General features: G+C 66.2%; 17 protein-coding genes. 10 read left to right on the forward strand and 7 right to left on the reverse strand.

What is annotated here, in order from left to right:
• The first annotated feature begins 25 nt into the window (after positions 1 to 25).
• The 4 genes from DB032_RS02040 (at position 26) to ylqF (ending at position 2,378) form a co-directional block, all read left to right on the forward strand.
• Positions 26 to 592, forward strand: a complete 567-nt coding sequence (locus DB032_RS02040) for a hypothetical protein (protein WP_107798055.1) — start codon at positions 26 to 28, stop codon at positions 590 to 592.
• Positions 593 to 635: 43 nt separating this feature from the next.
• Positions 636 to 974, forward strand: a complete 339-nt coding sequence (locus DB032_RS02045) for a DUF4870 domain-containing protein (protein WP_107801617.1) — start codon at positions 636 to 638, stop codon at positions 972 to 974.
• 251 nt (positions 975 to 1,225) lie between these two features.
• Complete coding sequence (locus DB032_RS02050; protein WP_019100859.1) at positions 1,226 to 1,438, forward strand: DUF3820 family protein; 213 nt, start codon at positions 1,226 to 1,228, stop codon at positions 1,436 to 1,438.
• A gap of 4 nt (positions 1,439 to 1,442) precedes the next feature.
• Entirely contained in the window at positions 1,443 to 2,378 is a 936-nt protein-coding gene (gene ylqF / locus DB032_RS02055; protein ID WP_107798056.1) for a ribosome biogenesis GTPase YlqF, read from the forward strand.
• 64 nt (positions 2,379 to 2,442) lie between these two features.
• On the opposite strand, the gene DB032_RS02060 is transcribed toward ylqF, so the two are convergent.
• The 6 genes from DB032_RS02060 to DB032_RS02085 all read right to left on the reverse strand — a co-directional run bounded on the left by DB032_RS02060 (position 2,443) and on the right by DB032_RS02085 (position 7,162).
• On the reverse strand, positions 2,443 to 3,129 hold the full coding sequence (locus DB032_RS02060; RefSeq protein ID WP_107798057.1) for a response regulator transcription factor: 687 nt from the start codon (positions 3,127 to 3,129) through the stop codon (positions 2,443 to 2,445).
• Positions 3,107 to 5,023 carry a sensor histidine kinase gene (locus tag DB032_RS02065; protein WP_158274213.1) on the reverse strand — a complete coding sequence of 639 codons (1,917 nt, stop codon included), beginning with the start codon at positions 5,021 to 5,023 and terminating at the stop codon, positions 3,107 to 3,109. The genes DB032_RS02060 and DB032_RS02065 overlap by 23 nt, the downstream gene beginning before the upstream one ends.
• 176 nt (positions 5,024 to 5,199) lie before the next feature.
• Positions 5,200 to 5,655 carry a DUF3592 domain-containing protein gene (locus tag DB032_RS02070; protein ID WP_107798059.1) on the reverse strand — a complete coding sequence of 152 codons (456 nt, stop codon included), beginning with the start codon at positions 5,653 to 5,655 and terminating at the stop codon, positions 5,200 to 5,202.
• Positions 5,652 to 6,170 carry a DUF3592 domain-containing protein gene (locus tag DB032_RS02075; protein WP_107798060.1) on the reverse strand — a complete coding sequence of 173 codons (519 nt, stop codon included), beginning with the start codon at positions 6,168 to 6,170 and terminating at the stop codon, positions 5,652 to 5,654. The genes DB032_RS02070 and DB032_RS02075 overlap by 4 nt, the downstream gene beginning before the upstream one ends.
• Before the next feature lie 7 nt (positions 6,171 to 6,177).
• Positions 6,178 to 6,615, reverse strand: a complete 438-nt coding sequence (ruvX, locus tag DB032_RS02080; protein ID WP_107798061.1) for a Holliday junction resolvase RuvX — start codon at positions 6,613 to 6,615, stop codon at positions 6,178 to 6,180.
• A complete protein-coding gene (locus DB032_RS02085) occupies positions 6,599 to 7,162 on the reverse strand; it encodes a YqgE/AlgH family protein (protein ID WP_107798062.1) in 564 nt (187 codons plus the stop codon). The genes ruvX and DB032_RS02085 overlap by 17 nt, the downstream gene beginning before the upstream one ends.
• A 133-nt stretch (positions 7,163 to 7,295) precedes the next feature.
• Here DB032_RS02085 and smc point away from each other — a divergent pair, with 133 nt between their 5' ends.
• The 3 genes from smc (at position 7,296) to DB032_RS24030 (ending at position 13,178) form a co-directional block, all read left to right on the forward strand.
• Entirely contained in the window at positions 7,296 to 10,781 is a 3,486-nt protein-coding gene (gene smc / locus DB032_RS02090) for a chromosome segregation protein SMC (protein WP_107798063.1), read from the forward strand.
• Between the two features lie 334 nt (positions 10,782 to 11,115).
• On the forward strand, positions 11,116 to 12,492 hold the full coding sequence (locus DB032_RS02095; RefSeq protein WP_107798064.1) for a nitrite extrusion protein: 1,377 nt from the start codon (positions 11,116 to 11,118) through the stop codon (positions 12,490 to 12,492).
• A gap of 302 nt (positions 12,493 to 12,794) precedes the next feature.
• The gene (locus DB032_RS24030) at positions 12,795 to 13,178 is read left to right on the forward strand and encodes an energy transducer TonB (protein WP_158274214.1); all 384 of its coding nucleotides are present in this window, start codon (positions 12,795 to 12,797) and stop codon (positions 13,176 to 13,178) included.
• Positions 13,179 to 13,285: 107 nt separating this feature from the next.
• Here DB032_RS24030 and DB032_RS02105 read toward each other — a convergent pair whose 3' ends face one another.
• Positions 13,286 to 13,753, reverse strand: a complete 468-nt coding sequence (locus DB032_RS02105; RefSeq protein ID WP_019103187.1) for a MarR family winged helix-turn-helix transcriptional regulator — start codon at positions 13,751 to 13,753, stop codon at positions 13,286 to 13,288.
• A 583-nt stretch (positions 13,754 to 14,336) separates the two neighbouring features.
• On the opposite strand from DB032_RS02105, the gene DB032_RS02110 reads away from it, so the two are divergent.
• The 3 genes from DB032_RS02110 to DB032_RS02120 all read left to right on the forward strand — a co-directional run bounded on the left by DB032_RS02110 (position 14,337) and on the right by DB032_RS02120 (position 19,676).
• Positions 14,337 to 15,515 carry a cell division protein ZipA C-terminal FtsZ-binding domain-containing protein gene (locus DB032_RS02110; protein WP_107798066.1) on the forward strand — a complete coding sequence of 393 codons (1,179 nt, stop codon included), beginning with the start codon at positions 14,337 to 14,339 and terminating at the stop codon, positions 15,513 to 15,515.
• Positions 15,516 to 15,642: 127 nt separating this feature from the next.
• The gene (gene ligA, locus DB032_RS02115) at positions 15,643 to 18,054 is read left to right on the forward strand and encodes an NAD-dependent DNA ligase LigA (protein WP_107798067.1); all 2,412 of its coding nucleotides are present in this window, start codon (positions 15,643 to 15,645) and stop codon (positions 18,052 to 18,054) included.
• 197 nt (positions 18,055 to 18,251) lie between these two features.
• Complete coding sequence (locus tag DB032_RS02120; protein WP_107798068.1) at positions 18,252 to 19,676, forward strand: tetratricopeptide repeat protein; 1,425 nt, start codon at positions 18,252 to 18,254, stop codon at positions 19,674 to 19,676.
• Positions 19,677 to 19,690: the final 14 nt, after the last annotated feature.

A 19,690-nucleotide genomic window follows, 5' to 3' on the forward strand; every position in this document is an offset into this window, starting at 1 on the left:
GGCCAGACCCCAGGAGGTCCGTTCCATGAATGAAGTCAGCGATGCCGCGCAAATCGCGCGCCAGTCTTGGTCCCTGCTGTGTCCCAGCGACGCCGTTCCGGTGAAAGTGTTGACCGACGGCGAACGCTACGCCAACCGCCCGGCGCCGGACGCCGCGTGGATGGCCGCCGCGCGGCGCGACGGCGGCGTGCTGGAAAGCCGGCTGCCGCAGCTGCGCGCGATGGCCATGCTGCTGGCCGCGCAACGCTGGCGCGAACGGAGCGGGGAGACGCCGGCGCAGCTGGCCGACGCGGCGGATTGGCTGGCCGCGCGCATTCTGCTGCTGGGCCTCAGCCACGTGCTGGTGACGGCGGAGAGCTTTGCCCGGCTGGATCTGGCGAACCGCCGCTGCCGCGCCTGGTCGGAACAGATCGGCCTGCCGTTCGCGCCGGCCTTGCCCATTCTGGTGGCGGACGCCGGCGGCGAATCGTGTTTGCAGGCCTGGAGCCGCAGCGCCGAGGTGGCGCTGGCCCTGGCCGGCGGCAGAGGGGAAGCGGCGTTGACGCGGCATTGCGAACAGCGCTTGCAAGCGCTGCTGGCTAGGGTATCTTGATAATTGTTTCGCATAAATTTTGAGCCGGGGAGGCATGATGTCCATGGACGTGATCACGCAAGAAGACGAACGCAAACTGAATAATCTGACCCTGGTGGTCTATATCCTGCAGGCAATCAGCCTGTTTGTCGGCCTGACCGGCTTGGTGGCGGTGATCATCAACTACGTCAAGCGCGACGATGTGCGCGGCACGCGCTATGAAAGCCATTTCAGCTGGCAGATCCGCACCTTCTGGTGGGCCTTGCTCGGCACCGTGTTGGGCGTGGCGCTGGCCTGGATCCTGGTGGGCTTCGTGATTTTGGGCGTTACCTGGGTGTGGTACGTGTACCGCATCGTGCGCGGTTTCCTGAATTTCAACGACGGCAAACCGATGCCGGAGTGAGCGGTTTCCGGACAAAAAGAGCGGGCGCGGGCATATGTTATGCCCGGCGCCCGACAAGGTTCTGCGCGAACCGGAAAATGGGCGGCCGGCGAGCCGCTGGTTTTTGAAAGCCGCCTACATGCTAAACCGCGCGCCTGGCCGCCCCCAGCAAAACCCGGCCGGCGCTTGCGCCATGTCAAGCCAGGGGCGCGGGCATGGCCAGCGGGCCGCGGTTTTGGCACAATGCGCAGGCTGTTTGAACGAGAGGCGCAATGCAAGCCGATGATTTGCAAAGCCTGGTGACCCGGGCCATGCCGTTTGGCAAACACAAGGGCACGCTGATCTGCGACCTGCCCGGCAACTATCTGAACTGGTTCGCCCGCGAAGGCTTTCCTCCCGGCGAAATTGGCCGCCTGCTGCAATTGATGCAGGAGCTGGACCATAATGGCCTAACCTATCTACTTGATCCGATAAGAAAGCGCTAGAAGCATGGCAATCCAATGGTTCCCCGGCCATATGAACAAGGCCCGCAAGGATGTGGCCGAGCGATTGAAAGACATCGACGTGGTCATTGAAATGCTGGACGCGCGGCTGCCGGCTTCCAGCGCCAATCCCATGCTGGCGCGCATGGCCAAGGGCAAGCCGCGGCTGATGATCCTGAACAAACAGGACTTGGCCGACGCCGCCGCCACCCAGCAGTGGCTGGACTGGTATCGTGCCAAGAAAAACACCCAGGCGCTGGGCATGGACGCCGGCGAGCGCGCGCCGGCGCAAAAGCTGGTGGCCGCCTGCCGCGAGCTGGCGCCGACGCGCGGCGGCCTGGAAAAGCCGCTGCGGGTGTTGATCTGCGGCATTCCCAATGTGGGCAAGTCCACGCTGATCAACAGCATGAGCAGCCGCAAGGTGGCCAAGACCGGCAATATGCCCGGCGTCACCAAGAACGAGCAGCGCATCATCCTGGCCGACGACGTGGAGTTGTTCGACACCCCGGGCATGCTGTGGCCCAAGATCGAGGTGGAAGAGGGCGGCTACAATCTGGCGGCCAGCGGCGCGGTGGGCCGCAACGCGATGGATGAAGAGGAAGTGGCGCTGGAGCTGCTCAAGTATCTGATGCAGCACTACACGCCGGAGCTGAGCGCGCGCTACAAGCTGGACGACATCGCCGGTCAGCAGGATTGGCAGGTGCTGGAAATGATAGGCCGCAAGCGCGGCGCGGTGCAGTCCGGCGGCAAGATCAATGTGCAGAAGGCGGCCGAGATCGTGCTGACCGATTTCCGCGACGGCAATATCGGCCGCATCACGCTGGAACGGCCGGAAGAATGGCTGGCCTGGGAAAAGCGCGCCAAGGAATTGGCGGCCATCCGCGCCGCCGAACGCGAAGCCCGGCAACAGGAGCGGGACAGCAAGAAGTCCGGCCGCCGCTGAGCCAGCGTCCCTTCTTGCTTCGCCCAAGCGCGGCCCATTGCGGGCCGCGTTTTTTTTTGCCGCCTCAAAGCGGCTGGCAGGGCTCGCTGAAACCATAGCCCACGCCCCTGGCCGCCAGGATGGGGTTGTGTTGCGGCGCGATGCCGCTGAGCTTGCGCCGCAGACGGCTGATCAGGGTTTCCAGCCTGCGTTCGTCGTAGTGCAGATAATTGGCGCCCAGCGCCTCCGCCAGTTCGCGACGGTGCGCCGGTTCCGGCGCGCGCCGCAGCATCGCGCTCATCACCTGGTGTTCCGCATGGGTCAGGTGCAGCTGCTGGCCGTTGGGCGCGGTCAGCGTGCGGTTGGCGGCGTGGTAACGCCAGCCGTCGGCGCGCTCCGCCGCGTCGCCGTCCAGCCGCCGCAGCACGCTGGCCAGCGTGGCCAGCAATTCCGCCAGCGGCGTCGGTTTGACCAGATAGGCGTCGGCGCCTTGCTGCAGGCCTTGCACCTTGTCGTCCAGCGCGCCGCGCGCGGTGAGCATGACTTGTCCCAGGCCGGGGTGGCTGGCGCGCAGCCGCCGGCTCAGCGCCATGCCGTCGATATCGGGCAAGCCCAGGTCCAGTATCAGCAGCCGGCAGGGATGTTCGGCCAGATGCCGTTCCAGCTCCTGGCCGCAGGCGAGGCCGGTGGCCTGGTAGCCGCAGCGCTTGAGCTGGAACAGCAGCTCTTCGCGCAGGTCCGGGTTGTCTTCAAGCAAGGCTATGTGCGTCATGAGCGGCTTTCGGTAGATGCAAGATGAAGCTGGCGCCGTGCGGCCAGTGAGGATCCAGGCCCAGCTCGCCGCCGTGTTGGACGGCGATGCGCCGCGCCAGGTGCAGGCCCAGCCCCAGGCCGGGGCGGTTGCTGGTTTCAGCCAAGCGGGTGAAGCGCTGGAAAATCGCTTCTTCCTGGCCCGGCGCGATGCCGGGGCCGTAGTCGCTGATTTGCCAGACGATGCGGTCGGCGAGGCGGTGGACGCCGATCTGGATGGGCGTGTCCGGGTGCGCGTATTTCAGGGCGTTTTCCATCAGGTTCTGCAGCAGCATCGTCAGCAGTTGGTCGTCGCCGCACAGCGGCATGCGCGCGCCGCCGCTTTGCAGCCAGAAGCGCCGCTGCGCGTCCGCGTCTAGTTGTTCCAGGCTGCGCCGGGTCAGCTCCAGCAAATCCAGCGGGCGGCTGTGCAGGCCGGCGTCGCTCACATCGGCGCGGCCGTGTTGCTCGGCCAGCCGCATCAATTCCTGCATCCGCTGCAAGGCGCGCTGGATGCGTTCGTGGCGCGCCTGCCGCTGCGCCAGCACCGGCGGCGCCGGCGCGTCCTCTTCCAGCAGGCGCAGGCTGCTGCTGGCGGCGTCGATGATGGCCACCGGGGTGCGGATTTCATGGGTGATCATCGCCAGCAGATCGGCCTGCTCTTCGCGCGCCTCGCGCTGACGCAGGCTGTCGGCCTGGGCCTGGCTGGCCTGATGCAGCGCCTCGATGCGTTCGCGCTCCAGCGTGCGCATGCGCAGGAACAGGCCGATGTAGAGCAGGGTGATGGGCGGCAGATCGGCCAGGCGGCCGTATTCCTGGATCCAGGATTGATAGGGGATGTGTCCCAGATGCAATAGCAGCGCGGGGATGTTGAGCGCCAGATTGGTGGGCAGATGCAGCGCGATCAGGCGGTCGCCGCTGTCGTTGCGCCGCCACAGCCGCCAGCAGACCGGCAGGGTCAGCAGATTGATGACGATGATGGCGTAGAGGGTGACCGGAATGCTGTAAGCGAGGCCAAAGGGCCAGAACAAGGCGCACAGCACGGTGGCGGCGCCGGCGGCGGCCTGCAGCTGGTATAGCCGGTAGGTGCGGGGGTAGTCGCGCTTCAGCTCCAGCAGATGGGCGAAATAGGCGCAGCCCAGCATGACGGCGGCGCCCAGGCCGACGTAATTGCACAGCAGCGCGATCTGGGGCTGCTCCGGAAACAGCAGCAGGCGGGCCATGCCGTCGGTGGCGAAGCGGTGGCAGGCCACCGCCAGGATGTAGCCGAACAGCTTGGCGTGCTGCGCCCGGCGGGTGATCAGCCAGGCCGCCAGCGCGATCAGCACCATGGTCAGCATATAGCCGTAGATCAGACCCAATTGCAGCAGGCGCTGATTGTTGTGGGCGGCCAGTTCCGCCTCGCTCCACAGGCGCGGCTGCGCGTTCAAGGCCAGCGACTGGACTTTGACGAAGACCGTTTGCTCATGCGGCAGCAGGGAAAAGCTGGCGGCGATCAGCGGCAGCTCCATCGCGGACACCGGACGCCAGGAACCGATGTCCCGTCGTTGCCAACCGCCGTCCGGCAGCCGCTGATACAGGCTTAGCCGCGCCAAATAGCTGGGAATCAGCTCCAGCCAGGGCCGGGGCGGCACATCGCTCAGCTTGAGCCGCAGCCAGCAGGTGTCGTGGCCGTAGCCGCGCGCCAGTTTGCCGTCCGGCAGCGGCTGGAAACGCGTCTGCCAGCCGGCGCTGGCGACGCGGTCTATGTCCAGGTCGGCGTCGGCGCTGCAATAGACGGCGGCGTCCCGTTCGCTGAAGGTCCGGAAGCCGGCATGCGCGACGCCGCCGGCCAAGAGCAGGCACAGCAGCAGCAATGTCGACAGCGCGCGTGTCATCGGGTCAACGGCTCGAAGTTCGGGATTGGGGCGACATTGTGACGGCAATGTCATTTCTTGTCAGCGCTTACGCCAAAAATTAAAACAGATATCGTCGGCGTAATGAAAGATGACTTTGTAATGATAGGCGCAGGCGGACGGTTCTTGCCGTTCGTCGCTTGGGGGCGGGTCCGAATTCAGCGCCGCAGCAAGAACAGGCCGACAAGGACCACCAGCGCGCCAACGGCCTGGGCCAGCCATGCCGACCAGTGTTTGCCCGGCTCCAGGCAGGCTTCTTCGGGATTCTGCGGGTTGTAGAACACCGGCACGGTCTTGCCCGCCGGATAGCGTTGCACGATCTCTCGCGCCTGCTCGTCGCTGCTGCCGTAGCCGGGGTTGGGGAAGCGCAGCCGCTCGGCGCGGTGGACGCCGTCGGCCACGCGGTATTCGTAGCGCACGATGGCGCGGTATTCCCGACGGTCCGAGCTGTCGCCGCCGCGCGCGTGGCGCCAGTCCACTTCGCTGGAGACGATCTTGCCGGCGACGCTGGGCCAGCCGGCGGCTTGCTGGGCCTTGGCGGACTGCTGCCAGAGATAGGCGGAAACGGCCACGCCGATGGCGATGACCAGCAGGGCGATGACTTTTTCGCTCATGGGGCGCGGATGCCTCGGTGAATGCGCCGGCGCGGCAGCGGCAGCTTGGCCCGCAGCCGGTACAGCAGCGCCCAGCCGAACAGCGCGCTCAGCGCCGCCAGGATGAATTTGGCGCTGCCGATATCGCTGTCGCCGCCCTTGATCAGCACGGATTCGGCGGGGCTGCGCGGATTGTAGTAGACGGTGATCGCCTTGCCGGAGGGGAAGCGCCGCGTCAGATCGTCGGCGTTGCTGCGGTCGCCCGGCAGGGCGCCGTCGACGGCGAACAGCCGGTCGCTGTGGTAGACCTGGCCGCGCACCGTGTACAGGTATTGCACATGCGGCTGCCAGTACAGCTGATCGGGATGCTCGTCGCTGGACACCACCAGCATGCGGCTGCTTTCCACGTGGCCCGGCGCGTTGCGCCATTCGCGCAATTGATGGCTGGGCGTCAGCAAGACCGCGATCAAGCCCAGCAGGCTGGCGAGAAAGGCCAGCATCAGCGCGCTGACCCGGGCTTGCGGCGAGAATTTCATGATGGGCTCAGACGGCCTGGCCGGGATGCTCGAACCAGGTTAGCAGAATGGCCTGGGCCGCCACCTGGTCCAGCGCCGGCTTTTGCTTGCGGCCGCGCACGCCGGCTTCTTCCAGCATGGATTCGGCCACCACCGAGGTCAGCCTTTCGTCCACCAGCCACACCGGCAGGCCGTAGCGGCCCTTGAGCCGGTTGGCGAAGCGGCGCGCCAGCTGCGTCATCTGGTGTTCGGTGCCGTCTATGTGCATAGGCAGCCCCACCACCAGCTGCGCCGGCTGCCATTCCGCGATCAAGGCGGCGATGGCGGCGAAGCGTGCGTCGTTGATTTCCGTGTCTATGGTGATGAGCGGGTGGGGAATGCCGAGCAGGGTGTCCCCGACGGCGACGCCGATGCGGCGCTCGCCGAAATCGAATGCCAAAGCACAACCTTCAGGCATGGCCGACATCCGTGGACAAGAGCGAGGGATCGAAGCCCAGCAGCGCCATCGCGGCGTCGTAGCGTTCTTCGCAGGGCAGGCCGAAGATGATGTCCGGCCGGGCCGGCACCGTCAGCCAGCCGTTGTCGGCGATCTCCTGCTCCAGCTGGCCGGCGCTCCAGCCGGAATAGCCCAGGGTGATCAGCATGCGGTCCGGCTGCTTGTGGTTTTCAGACACCGCGATCAACACGTCCTTGGACGTGGTCAGCGCGATGTCGTCGGTGACCAGCAGGCTGGATTGCCAATTGCCCACCGGCATGTGCAGCACGAAACCCCGGTCCGGCTGAACCGGTCCGCCGAAGTAGACCGGCTCGGCGCGCAGCGAGTCGCCGTCCAGCGGCAGATCGATCTGATCGAACAACTGCGCCATGGCGATGCCGGAAGGCTTGTTGACGATCAGGCCCATGGCGCCGTGCTCGCCGTGCTCGCAGACGAAGACCAGCGAGCGCGAAAACAGCGGGTCCGCCATATTGGGCATGGCGATCAAGAATTGATTGGACAACGATAGCGGTTCCATGCGGCCATTATGGCATAAGTCGGCGGGCCGGGTAGATGCGGCTGCGCGACGCGCAACAGGTCCGCGCGCGACGCGCGGCCAAGGCGGGCAACTGCTAAAATGCCGATTTTCGCCCAGCCATTGCGAGGACATTTTGCGTCTCACCCACATCAAGCTTGCCGGTTTCAAGTCATTCGTCGACCCCACCAGCATTGCCGTGCCCGGCCAACTGGTGGCGGTGATCGGCCCCAATGGCTGCGGCAAGTCCAATGTGATAGACGCGGTGCGCTGGGTATTGGGCGAATCCTCGGCCAAGCAGCTGCGCGGCGAATCGATGCAGGACGTGATCTTCAACGGTTCGTCCACGCGCAAGCCGGTCAGCCGCGCATCGGTGGAATTGGTGTTCGACAACGGCGACGGCGCGCTCACCGGCGCCTGGGGCCAGTACGCGGAAGTGTCGATCAAGCGGGTGCTGACCCGCCAGGGCGAATCCAGTTACTTCATCAACAACCAGCAAGTGCGCCGCCGCGACATCACCGATCTGTTCCTGGGCACCGGCGTGGGCGCGCGCGGCTACGCGGTGATCGAGCAGGGCATGATCTCCCGCATCATCGAAGCGCGGCCGGAAGAACTGCGCGCCTATCTGGAAGAGGCTGCCGGCGTGTCCAAGTACAAGGAACGCCGCCGCGAGACCGAACACCGCATCGCGGACACCCGCGCCAATCTGGAACGCATCGCCGACTTGCGGCAAGAGCTGGAACGCCAGGTGGAGCGGCTGTCCGAGCAGGCCGAAGTGGCCGCCCAATACCACGATCTGCGGGGCGCGCTGACGCACAAGCAAAACCTGCTGGCCTTGGCGCGGCGCGAAGAGGCCGCGCGCAACGAGGCGGCGGCGCGCGGGGAACTGGCGCGCATAGAAACCGAGGAAGCGGCGCTGGAAGCCGCGGTCACCCATGTGGAGGCTGAGTCCGAAACCGTGCGCGAAAGCCATTTCGCCGCCAGCGACGAAGTGCACGAGGCACAACAGCGCTTGTTCGAGGCCAACGCCCAACTGGCGCGGCTGGAAGAGGCTCAGCGCCATCGCGAGCAGAACCGCGCCCGCGTCGACCGCGAACTGGGCGCCGTGCGCACCGAGCGTCAAGTGTTGGCCGAAAGCCGCGGCCAGGTGAAGGCCGAACTGGACGATTGGCTGCCGCGGCGGGAAGAAGCGCAGATGCGGCTGGAAGAGGCGCAGATGACGCTGGAGGACGGCGCCGACGAACTGCCCACCGCCGAGGCGGAATACCGCGCCATCGAACAACAATTGAACGGATTGACCGCGCAGCAGGCCAAGCTCGGTCGCGATCGCGACCTGGCGCGCCAGAACGGCGAGCATCAGCGCCGCAACCTGGAACAACTGTCCGGCCGGGAAGACGCATTGCGGCGCGAGCTGAGCGATCTGAACCTGCCGGACCAAGAGAAGCAACAAGCCGCCGCCGCCGAAGCGGAACGCGCGCGCGCGGCGCTGGAAACGGTGCGCAGCCGGCTGGTGGCCGACGAGGCCAAGCAGGCGGACCTAGCGGCCGAGCGGGAAAAGCTGGACGAACAACTGGCCGGGCTGCGCAGCGAACAGGCGCGGGCCGAGGCCGAGGCCGCCGCGCTGGCCGGCATGCTGGCGCGCGAGGCGGCCAGCGAACAATTGGACGCCTGGCTGCAGCGCCGCGGTCTGGCCGAGGCGCCGCAGCTGTGGCAAAGCCTGCAGGTGGAGCCCAAGTGGCAGCCGGCGCTGGAGGCGGCGCTGGGCGAGCGCCTTGCAGCGCGCGCCGCCGCGCTGCAAGGAGAACCGCCGCCGGCGGCGCTGGCGCTGGCGGACGGCGCGGCGGCGCGCGATTGGCAGGCCGAGCGCCCGTGGCCGACGTTGCTGCAGCAAGTGCGCGCCGCCCAGCCCTTCCAGGCGGCCTTGCAGGACTGGCTGGCCGGCGTTTACCTGGCCGGCTCGCTGGACGAGGCCTTGGCCATGCGCGGGCAGTTGCCGGCCGGCGCCTGCCTGCTGACGCCGGAGGGCCACCGCGTTTACGCCGCCAGCCTCTGCCTGCACGCCGAAGCCAGCGGCGACGGCCTGATGGCGCGCAAGGCGCTGCTGGAAGCGGCGCAGGCGCGGCTGGACGCCTTGTCGCCGGAAATCGACGCCTTGCAGCGGCGCCGCGAATCCTTGCAAAGCCGCGGCGGCATGCTGGCCGAGGCGGTGCGCGCGCAAAAGGGCGCGCTGACCCGCTTGGAAGCGGAGCTGAACGCGGCGACGCTGGAACACGTCAAGCTGGATCAGGCCGCGCGGCAGGGCGCGGCGCGGCTGGCGGCGATCGAGGCCGAGCGCGGCCGCATCGCCGAAGAGGGCGAACTGGCGCGTCAGAGCATCGCCGAGGCCGAAATGCTGGGCGAAGAGACGGCGCTGACGCTGGAAGAACTGACGGTGCAGCTGGAAGACATGCGCGTGGACCGGCTCAACGCCGAAACCGGCTTGCAACTGGCGCGCAACAAGACCCGCGACGCCGAGCGCATGCTGCACGAGATCAAGCTGGAAATGAGCACCGCCGAGCAGAAGGTGGCGGAGCTGGCGCGGCGAGGCCGCGAACTGGACGAGCGCGACCAGCAACTGGCCGAGCGCCTGGAAACCCTGGCCGAAGAGGCCGAGGCGGTGGAGGAGGCGGTGCCGGAGGAGGCCTTGCAACTGGCCCTGGCCGAGCGGGAACAACGAGAACACAGTCTGGGCGCGGTGCGCGACCGGCTAAACGGCCTGACCGAGAAGCTGCGCGAACTGACCCATCAACAACAGCAAGCCAACGCCGCTTTGCCGGCGCTGCGCGAAGCGCGCTCGGACTGGTTGCTCAAACACCAGGAAGCGCGGCTGGCGATGGAGCGCTTCGCCGAAGAACTGGCCAGCGCCGGCGTCGACGAGGCCGCGCTGATGGCCGATTTGAGCGAGGCGGTGAAACCGAACGCATTGGCCGCCGAGATCGCGCGGCTGGCGCGCGCGCTGGAAGGCCTGGGCGCGGTCAACCTGGCCGCGTTGGAAGAACTGGACGAAGCCCGGAAGCGCGGCGATTACCTGGCGGCTCAGTCCGAGGACCTGAATCAGGCGATGGCCACGCTGGAGGAGGCCATCGCCAAGATAGACGGCGAAACCCGCGAAATGCTGCAAGCCACTTACGACGCGGTCAACGCCAAGATGCGCGAGTTCTTCCCCACGCTGTTCGGCGGCGGCCGCGCCGAACTGGTGCTGACCGGCGAGGACTTGCTGGACGCCGGCGTGCAGATCATCGCCCAGCCGCCGGGCAAGAAGAACAGCACCATTCACCTGCTGTCCGGCGGGGAAAAGGCGTTGACGGCGATGAGCCTGGTGTTCTCGCTGTTCTCTCTGAATCCCGCGCCGTTCTGCCTGTTGGACGAGGTGGACGCGCCGCTGGACGACGCCAATACCAGCCGCTTCTGCGATCTGGTCAAGCAGATGTCGGAGCGCACGCAGTTTCTCTATATTTCCCATAACCGGCTGACCATGGAAATGGCCGAGCAATTGGTGGGCGTCACCATGCAGGAGCAGGGCGTCAGCCGCATTGTGGCGGTGGACATCGTGGAAGCGTTGAAAATGCGGGAAACCGCCTAAGAAGCTGTTTACGATCTGCTGCGCGTCGTGGAGCGTTACACGGTGAGTACCGCTTCGAAATGCTCATGTACCACGCGTACATTCCGCTTTCTCAGCGGTTTTGGCCTTGCCTCGCCCTCGCTGGCGAGCTTTTGAAAAAGCGCTTGGGGCAATGGCAAAGTCCGCTTGGCGTCGGCCAGGTTTTTGTTAGTCATCGTTTAAACAGGCTGGTGAGGACTATTGTCGTCAGTTACAGTTTGACGGCGCGCAAACCGGGCCGCGCGCGCGGATGGCATACTGCGCAGCTTCCCGACGGCAGCGGCCGTCGGGCGATATCATTGCTGGATGAATGGGCATGACCGTAAGCATCAAGCGTTGGGAACCTGAAAACCCTATCTTCTGGCTGCGCCGCGGGCGGCGCATCGCCAATCGCAATCTCTGGCTGTCCATCCTGTCGCTGCATCTGAACTTCAATATCTGGATGATGTGGAGCATGGTGGTGGTCAATCTGCCGGCGGTCGGATTCGCGCTCAGCAATCAGCAGCAATTCCTGCTGGTGTCTATCCCGCCGCTGGTCGGCGCCCTGATGCGGCTGCTGTACTCGTGGATCTGGAGCTGGGTGGGCGGAGGCCTGTGGCTGGGCATTTCCACCTTGCTGCTCTTGCTGCCGGCTTTGGGCGTGGCCGCGGTGGTGCAGGACATTTCTACGCCGTTTCCCATCTTGCTGCTGGTGTCCGGCCTGTGCGGCATCGGCGGCGGCGCCAGCGCCTCCCATCTGTCCAATACCAGTTTCTTCTTTCCCAAGGCGGCCAAGGGGCTGGCGATGGGCTTGAACGCCGGCTTGGGTAATCTGGGCGTGTCGGTGGCGCAACTGGCGATTCCGGTGGTCATTCTGCTGCCCTTGTTCGGCGAGGCGGGCGGACCGCAGATCTGGGGCGTCGGCGGCGTCGTTCACCCGGTGTGGCTGCAGAACGCCGGCTATCTATGGCTGCCCTTCATCGTGATCATCGCGCTGGCCTGCCTGTTGTACGCGCATGATCTGCCCAAGCTGCGCATCACGCCGCATGACCAGCTGGACGCGATGCGCGACCCGCACACCTGGTATATCTGCCTGCTGTACATGGGCAGCTACGGCACTTTCCTCGGCTTCGCCGCCGCCTTTCCCTTGCTGGCGCGCAATATGTTTCCGCTGGTCGACGTCACCCCTTACGCCTTCATCGGCCCCATGGTCTGCGCCTTGTCGCGGCCGCTGGGCGGCTGGATGGGCGATCACATCGGCGGCGGCATCGCCACCATGCTCAGCAACGGGGTGATGGCGCTGGCCACCGTCGGCGTCTATCTGAGCATGCCCTCCGCCGGCAACGGCGGTTCGTTCTGGTTGTTCCTCGCCATGTTCCAGCTGATCTTCTTCGCCGCGGGTGTCGGCAACGGATCTTCCTTCCAGTTGGCGCCCAAGGTCTTTCTGTTGCAGGCCGGCCAAGGGGCCAAGGCCGCCGGCCTGGACATCGCCGATGCCTATGCGCGCGGCGGCCGCCGCGGCGCGTCGGCGATGAACGTCAGCTCGGTGATGGCGGCCTTCGGCGGTTTCGTGATTCCTAAGTCCTTCGGCAGCGCGCTGGCCGCCTTCGGCAGCTTCCTGCCGGCCTTCGGCATGTTCTTTGTGTTTTATCTGGTGTCCATGCTGGTGGCCTGGTGGCAATACAGCCGGCCGGGCAGCCGGATGCGCTGCTGAGGCGAGCGATGCGCGCGCGGCCTGGATGGGCTTGGGCCTTGCTGGCGTCTTTGCTGCTGCACGCCTTGTTGCTGTTTTGCTGGCGGCCGTTCGCGCCGCGGCCTTCTGCTCGCGCCGCGGTACTGACGCTAAGCCTGCCGGCGCCGCGGGCCGCCGGCGTTCCCGATGGCGTAGGGGCTAGGACGGAAGCGGCCAAAGCGTCGCCGGCCCCGCGCCGCCAATCTCCGCAGTCCAAGCGCCTTCCCATTGCCAAGGCTATTGTGGCGCCGCCGGCTGCGGCCGCGCCGCGGCAGCGTCCATCGTTGCCGACGGCGCTTGGAGGCGGCTCCAGCGTCGTGGAAGGCGAGCCGGCCGGCTCGGCGTCGACGCAAAGCGCTTCCGGCGCGGCAAGGGGCGGCGGACAGGACAGCGTGGCCTTGTATCGCGCCGAATATTTGAACAATCCGCGGCCGGAATATCCGGAGCGGTCGCGGGAGAACGGCGAGCAGGGCACGGTCTTGCTGCGGGTCAGCGTTAGCGCCGCCGGCCGCGCCGGCGAGGTGACGGTGGCGGTCAGCAGCGGCTATCCGCGGCTGGACCGCGCGGCCAAGGCCGCGGTGGAAAGCTGGCGCTTTGCGCCGGCCAAGCGCAATGGCCAGGCGGTGGATTCGGTGTTGACGGTGCCGGTGCGGTTTCAGAGCCCTTGAGCCGTGTGCGCGGCCGGCGCTGAAAACGCAATGGCGGCGAGGGGCGGACCGCATTGCGGGGCCGCGCGCCTCGCCGCCGGGTAAAGGCGGTTACGGCAGGAGAAATCCTAAGCCGTGACTTCTTCCTGTTCTTCCAACGCCAGGCTGAAGCCTTCGCGCAGGCGGCCCAATTCCTGGCAGAAACCGGACAGGTCGTGTTCGCCAAAGCGTTTAAAGGCGATCTGCATATAGTCGATATGAGCGGGGAAGGCCTGGTCGAACAGGCGTTCTCCGTGTTGGGTCAAGGAGACGAACACGCTGCGGCGATCGTTGGGCTGCATGGTGCGGGTAACCAGACCCTTGTCTTCCAGCCGGTCGATGACGCCGGTCAGCGTCCCTTTGGTGATCAACGTGCGGTCGGACAGCTCCTTGCAATTCATGCCCTTGCTGTGGCCCAGCGTGGCGACCACGTCGAATTGCGGCGGAGTCAGGCCCAGCTGACGAATGTGCTGGCTGGCAAACTGTTCGAATGCCTGGTAGGTGCGCGCCAGCTCGTGGACCACCGGAAGGAAACTGGCTTGAGAAGTGTTTTTCATCGATCTATCCCTTGCTTTCCTAAGCAGTGTTTAAGACGATTTGGAATCATTCATTTGCATGAACACGAAATATTCTGGCACGAGATATTTCAGAGCGCCCCTGTCAGAAATGTCATCTACCGGACCTTATGGGCCTGAAAATGACGTTCCGCTTCCATTTGGCTCGCTTGCGGCGGGCCTGACTCGCGGCGCCGAACTGCCGACTGGGGCGGTTCGACGCGGTCCGATGGAACCAGCAGGGGCGATTCGGCATCCAATTCAGGTTGCGAACCCGGTTTGAAGCACCAAATTGCCCGCATCAGCTATCGCCTCGGCTTGATTTAGGCTGGCGGCAAGGCATTTACGGCTAAATTGCCGCCAAATGGTGCGCAAGCTGAGGCTTTCGTTATAATAACCGTGGTCTATCGCCGTTCTCGACTGGCCGAAACGCCAGATTCGAACGGTTTTGTTGCCGAATACTTAAAGGGAGGCTGTCGGCCTGGCTATTGCCGAAAGACGCCGCATCGCGCATTGAAAGATGCGCCGGCGCGCGGCGAGGGAGCTGCCGACGGCTTCGATTATTCGCCTTAATGCGGACTGGCTGATGAGCGAATTACAGATTGGTGTGTTGATACTGGGCGGCGCGGTGATCGCCCTGGTTTACGGATTCAATGCTTTCCAGGAATGGCGTTTTCGCAAGAAGACTCGCCAGGCCTTCACGCGCGGCCACGACGACGTGTTGCTGGACGTGCCCAAGAACAATGTGCGCGACGGCGTGAAGCAGGACCGGATGGAACCGGTGCTGGTGGACGCCGCACCGGAGCCGGACGATTACGCCGCCGCTTATTTCGAGCCGCACATCCCCACGGAGCCGGCGCGAGCCGAGACCGAACGTCCGCGCGAAGCGGTTTTCGACGCTGTGCCGGTGGTGGAGGAAGAGGAGGACATCCCGCAGATGGACTCCGCCGATCACCAGGCGCTGGTGGTGGCGATGCTGGATCCGTCGCTGGACTTCATCGCTGAGGTGGTGTTCCACGCGCCGCACGAGCTGGCGGCGATTCCGCGCTTCAACGTGGGCAAGCGCACACAGTTGATCGGCCGCACCGAAAAAGGCCTGTGGAAGCCGGCCGAGGCCTTGCCCGGCACCCGTTACAAGCAGATCAACGTCAGCATGCAGATGGTGGACCGCAGCGGCGCGGTGACCGAACAGGAACTGGCCGGCTTCTGCCAGCAGGTGTCGCGCTTCGCCGAGGAGCACGACGCCGCGGTCAGTTTCCCGCAGCGCCAGCAGAAGCTGGTGGCGGCGCGCGAACTGGACCGCTTCTGCGCCGATGTGGACGTGCTGATCGGCATCAACATCGTGCCGCAGGGGCCGATAGAAGGCACCCGTCTGCGCAGCTTCGCCGAGGCCGCCGGCCTGCAGCTGGAGCCGGACGGCGCCTTCCACTATCTGGCGGACTCCGGCAACACCCTGTATTCGCTGATGGCGGCGGACCAGATGCCGTTCACCTTCCACACCTTGCTGGACAAGTCCTTCCCGGCGCTGACGCTGTTGTTCGACGTGCCGCGCGTGGCCGGCGGCGTCGAGGTGTTCGACCGCGCCGTTTACTTCGCGCGCCAGCTGGCGCAGGAGTTCGACGCCCAATTGGTGGACGACAACCGCCGTCCGCTGTCCGACGCCGGCCTGACCCGCATCCGCGACCAGCTGCTGCACATCTACGGCAGCATGGACGACCGCGGCATCGCCCCCGGCAGCGTGGCCGCGTTGAGACTGTTTGCCTGAAACCGGCGGGAAGCCCTGGTGTCGCCTTGCTGTCCAGCCGCTACACTGGGGTGATAAGCCCGCTCGATAATCCTCCGTTTCCAAGGCCGGCGCCACGCCGGCTTTTTCTGTTTGAGTCCGACTGAACATGACCGCCCAAACTCCGCAACAGCGCGTAGCCGAACTGCATCAACTGCTGAACCGCTACGGCCACGAATACTATGTGCTGGACACCCCCACCGTGCCGGACGCCGAATACGACCGCCTGTTCCGCGAGCTGCAACAACTGGAACAGGAGCATCCGGAACTGGCGAGCGCGGATTCGCCCACCCGCCGCGTCGGCGGCGTGCCGTTGGACGAATTCCAGCAAGTGACCCACAGCGTGCCCATGCTGTCGCTGTCCAACGCGTTTTCCGATATGCAGCTGAGCGAGCGGGAGCAGCGCCATGAAGAGCTGCTGCAGTTCGACGAGCGGGTGCGCAAAGGCCTGGATCTTGCCGAGGTGGAGTACGCGACCGAGCCCAAGTTCGACGGCCTGGCGATCTCCCTGCTTTACCGTGACGGCGTGCTGGTTCAGGCGGCCACTCGCGGCGACGGCGTGACCGGCGAGAACGTCACCGAGAACATCCGCACGGTGCGCGCGATTCCGCTGCGGCTGCCGGCCGGCGCGGCCACGCCCGGCCTGCTGGAAGTGCGCGGCGAAGTGCTGATGCTGAAGCAGGATTTCGACAAGCTCAACAGCGAGCAGGCGGCGCGCGGCGACAAAACCTTCGCCAATCCGCGCAATGCCGCCGCCGGCAGCTTGCGTCAATTGGATTCGCGCATTACCGCTCAGCGCCGGCTGTCCTTCTTCGCCTACGCCATCGCCCAGGTGGAGGGCGCGGACTGGCCGGCCAGCCACAGCGGGGAGATGGCCTGGTTGCGGGCGCTGGGTTTCCCGGTGGTGGCCGAGGATCTGCGGCCGGTGGTGCGCGGCGTGGACGGCTTGATCGCCTATTACGAACAAGTACAGCAGCGCCGCCCCGGCCTGCCTTTCGATATCGACGGCGTGGTGTACAAAGTCAATCAGCGCGCCTTGCAGGACGAGCTGGGCTTTGTGTCGCGCGCGCCGCGCTGGGCCATTGCCCATAAATTCCCGGCTGAGGAAGCCTTGACCCAGGTCGAGGCGATCGAGGAGCAGGTGGGCCGCACCGGCGCCATCACCCCGGTGGCGCGGCTGAAGCCGGTGTTCGTCGGCGGCGTCACCGTCACCAACGCCACCTTGCACAATGAGGACGAGGCGAGGCGCAAAGACGTGCGCGTGGGCGACACCGTGATCGTGCGCCGCGCCGGCGACGTGATTCCGGAAGTGGTGTCCGTGGTGATGGAGCGCCGGCCCATGTTGCCGGCCGCGGACGGGCAGTTGTTCGGTGAGCCGGAGCATCCGGCCTATCGGCTGCCCGGCGCCTGTCCGGTATGCGGCAGCCACGTGGTGCGCGAAGAGGGCGAGGCGGTGGCGCGCTGCTCCGGCGGCCTGTCTTGCCGCGCGCAGCGCAGCCAGGCGATCCAGCATTTCGCCGGCCGCCGGATGATGGACATCGACGGCCTGGGCGAACGCTATATCGACAAGCTGGTGGAGTACGACTATGTGCGCGGCGTGGCCGATCTGTACCGGCTGACGCTGGAAGACTTGCTGGAAATGAAGCGCCGCGCCGACGAGGACGAGGACGCGACACCGGAAACCGTCAAGGCCGGCAAGGTGGCCAGCAAATGGGCGGAAAACCTGATCGAGGCGATCGCCGCCAGCCGGCGGCCGCCGCTGGCGCGGCTGCTGTTCGCGCTGGGCATCCGCCATGTCGGCGAATCCACCGCCAAGACCCTGGCCGATTGGCTGGGGACGATGGCCTTGATCCGTCGTTCGCCGGCGGCCTTGTTCGCCGCGCTGCCGGACATCGGCGGCGTGGTGGCGGAATCGCTGGCGGACTTCTTCGCCGAAGCCAATAACGAAGCCGCGCTGGACGCCTTGTTGAGCCATGTGGCGCCGGCCGACGAGCACGCGCCGTCGCCGCGCCTGGCCGAGCGTCTTCAGCCGGCCGTGTTGCTGGCGCGGCTGGACATTCCGCGTCTGACCGAGGTGCGCAGCCAACAACTGGCGGCGCAGATAGACGGCCTGGCCGCGCTGGCCGGGCGCGAACGGCGCGCGCTGCTGGATCTGGAATTGCCGGCCGAGGTGATCAACGCGCTGGCCGATTGGCTGGACCTGCCGGGCAAGCGCGACAGCCTGCGCGCGCTCGCCGCCCTGGTCGACGAGATGCTGGCGGCGCTGCCGGCGCAAGCGGCGGCGGCCGGCGTGCTGGAAGGCAAGACCCTGGTGTTGACCGGCACCTTGCCGACGCTGAGCCGCGACCAGGCCAAGGAATTGATAGAAGCCGCCGGCGGCAAGGTGTCCGGCAGCGTGTCCAAGAAAACCCATTACGTGGTGGCGGGGGCGGAGGCGGGCAGCAAGCTGACCAAGGCGGAAGAACTGGGCGTGGCGATTCTGGACGAGGCCGGCTTGCAAGCCTTGCTGGCCGGTGAGTGACTGAAGAGCCTGTAGCCTCGGCGGGAAATGTTTTTTGCCACGGAAGCACACGGAAAAACACGGACCAAACCAAAGGCTGCTGTTATTTTCGTGGATTTCGTGGCTAAAGGGTTTGCCTTCCATGCCCTTCCGTGCGCTTCCGTGGCTAAATCGGTTTTTGTTTTTCCGTGGCAGGAATTTAAGAAGGAACGGAACAGATGACGGCGGACCAAGCTTTCGAACAAGGCAATAGATTGGCGGCGGAGGGCCGCTGGCGCGAGGCGGAGCAGGCGTTTGATCAATGTCTGAGGCGGAACGCCAAGGATTGGCAGGCGCTGGCCAACCGCGCCAACGCCCGTCTGCGCCAGGGCGACAGCGCGCGCGCGCTGGACGACTACCTGGCCGCCGCCGCGCTCAATCCGCAGTCGGTCAATATCAAGTGCAATCTGGCGGTGCTGCTCAAGGAACTGGGCGAACTGGAACTGGCGGAAGCGCTGCTGCGCGAGGCCCTGGCGGCGGAGCCCGAGCATGTCGACGCCTGGAGCAATCTGGGCGTGGTCTTGCAACATCGTCTGCAATACCAGGAGGCCATCGCCTGCCATTTGCGCGCCATCGAGCTGGCCGGCGCGAGCCCGGCGCGCTGCAACAACCTGGGCTACGCCTGCACCTGCGCCTTGCTGCTGGACGACGCCATCGCCGTGTTGCAAGGCGGTTTGGAGCTGGACCCGAACGACGCCAATCTGCGCTTCAGCTTGTCCATCGCGCTATTGCTGGCCGGGCGCTACGCCGAGGCCTGGCCGTATTACGAGGCGCGCTGGGACGCCATCCTGCAGCCGCGTCACCGCGAACGGCGCTGGCAGGGCCAGGCGCTGGACGCGTCCGCCTTGCTGCTGTGGGCGGAACAGGGCCTGGGCGACAGCCTGCAGATGGCGCGCTTCCTGCCGCGGCTGCGGGCCGAGCATCCGCGGGCGCGCCTGCTGCTGGCCTGCCCCAAAACCTTTCATCGCCTGTTCGCCCAATTCGACGGCGTGGAATTGCTGGAGCCGGAGGCCGCTCCGGCTTTCGATTGGCAACTGCCGCTGATGTCCTTGCCCGGCGCGCTGGGCGTGACGCTGGACAATCTGTCCGGCCAGCCTTATCTGAGCGCGGTGCCGGCCGCGGTCCCGGCGCGCGACGGCGGCCGGCCGCGCGTCGGCGTGGTGTGGGAGAGCGGGCAATGGGGCGTGGGCAAGGCCGATCACTGGCGCCGCCACAAATCGGTGCCGCCGGAGGACTTCGCCGCTTTGTGCCGGCTGCCCGGCATTGATTTCGTGTCCTTGCAGCCGGGAACGACGCCTTCGGCTTTGCAAGGTTTGTTGAGCACGCCGGCCTTGAACGATTTCGCCGACACCGCCGCCTGGGTGGCAGAGCTGGATCTGGTGATCACCGTCGATACCGCCGTCGCCCACCTGGCCGGTGCGATGGGCAAGCCGGTCTGGGTGTTGATGCGCGCGGAAAGCGCGCCCTTCTTCCTGGCCGCCGGCGAGCGCGCGCCGTGGTACGACTCGATGCGGGTCTGGCGCCAGACCGAGGCCGGCGTCTGGGGGCCGGTGCTGGAAGGCGCGGCGCAGGCGCTGGCTCAGCGTTTTGCCGCCGCTTTGTGAGGCGGGACTTTCAC

Source organism: Chromobacterium sp. Panama (assembly GCF_003052555.1).
Classification (GTDB): Bacteria; Pseudomonadota; Gammaproteobacteria; order Burkholderiales; family Chromobacteriaceae; genus Chromobacterium.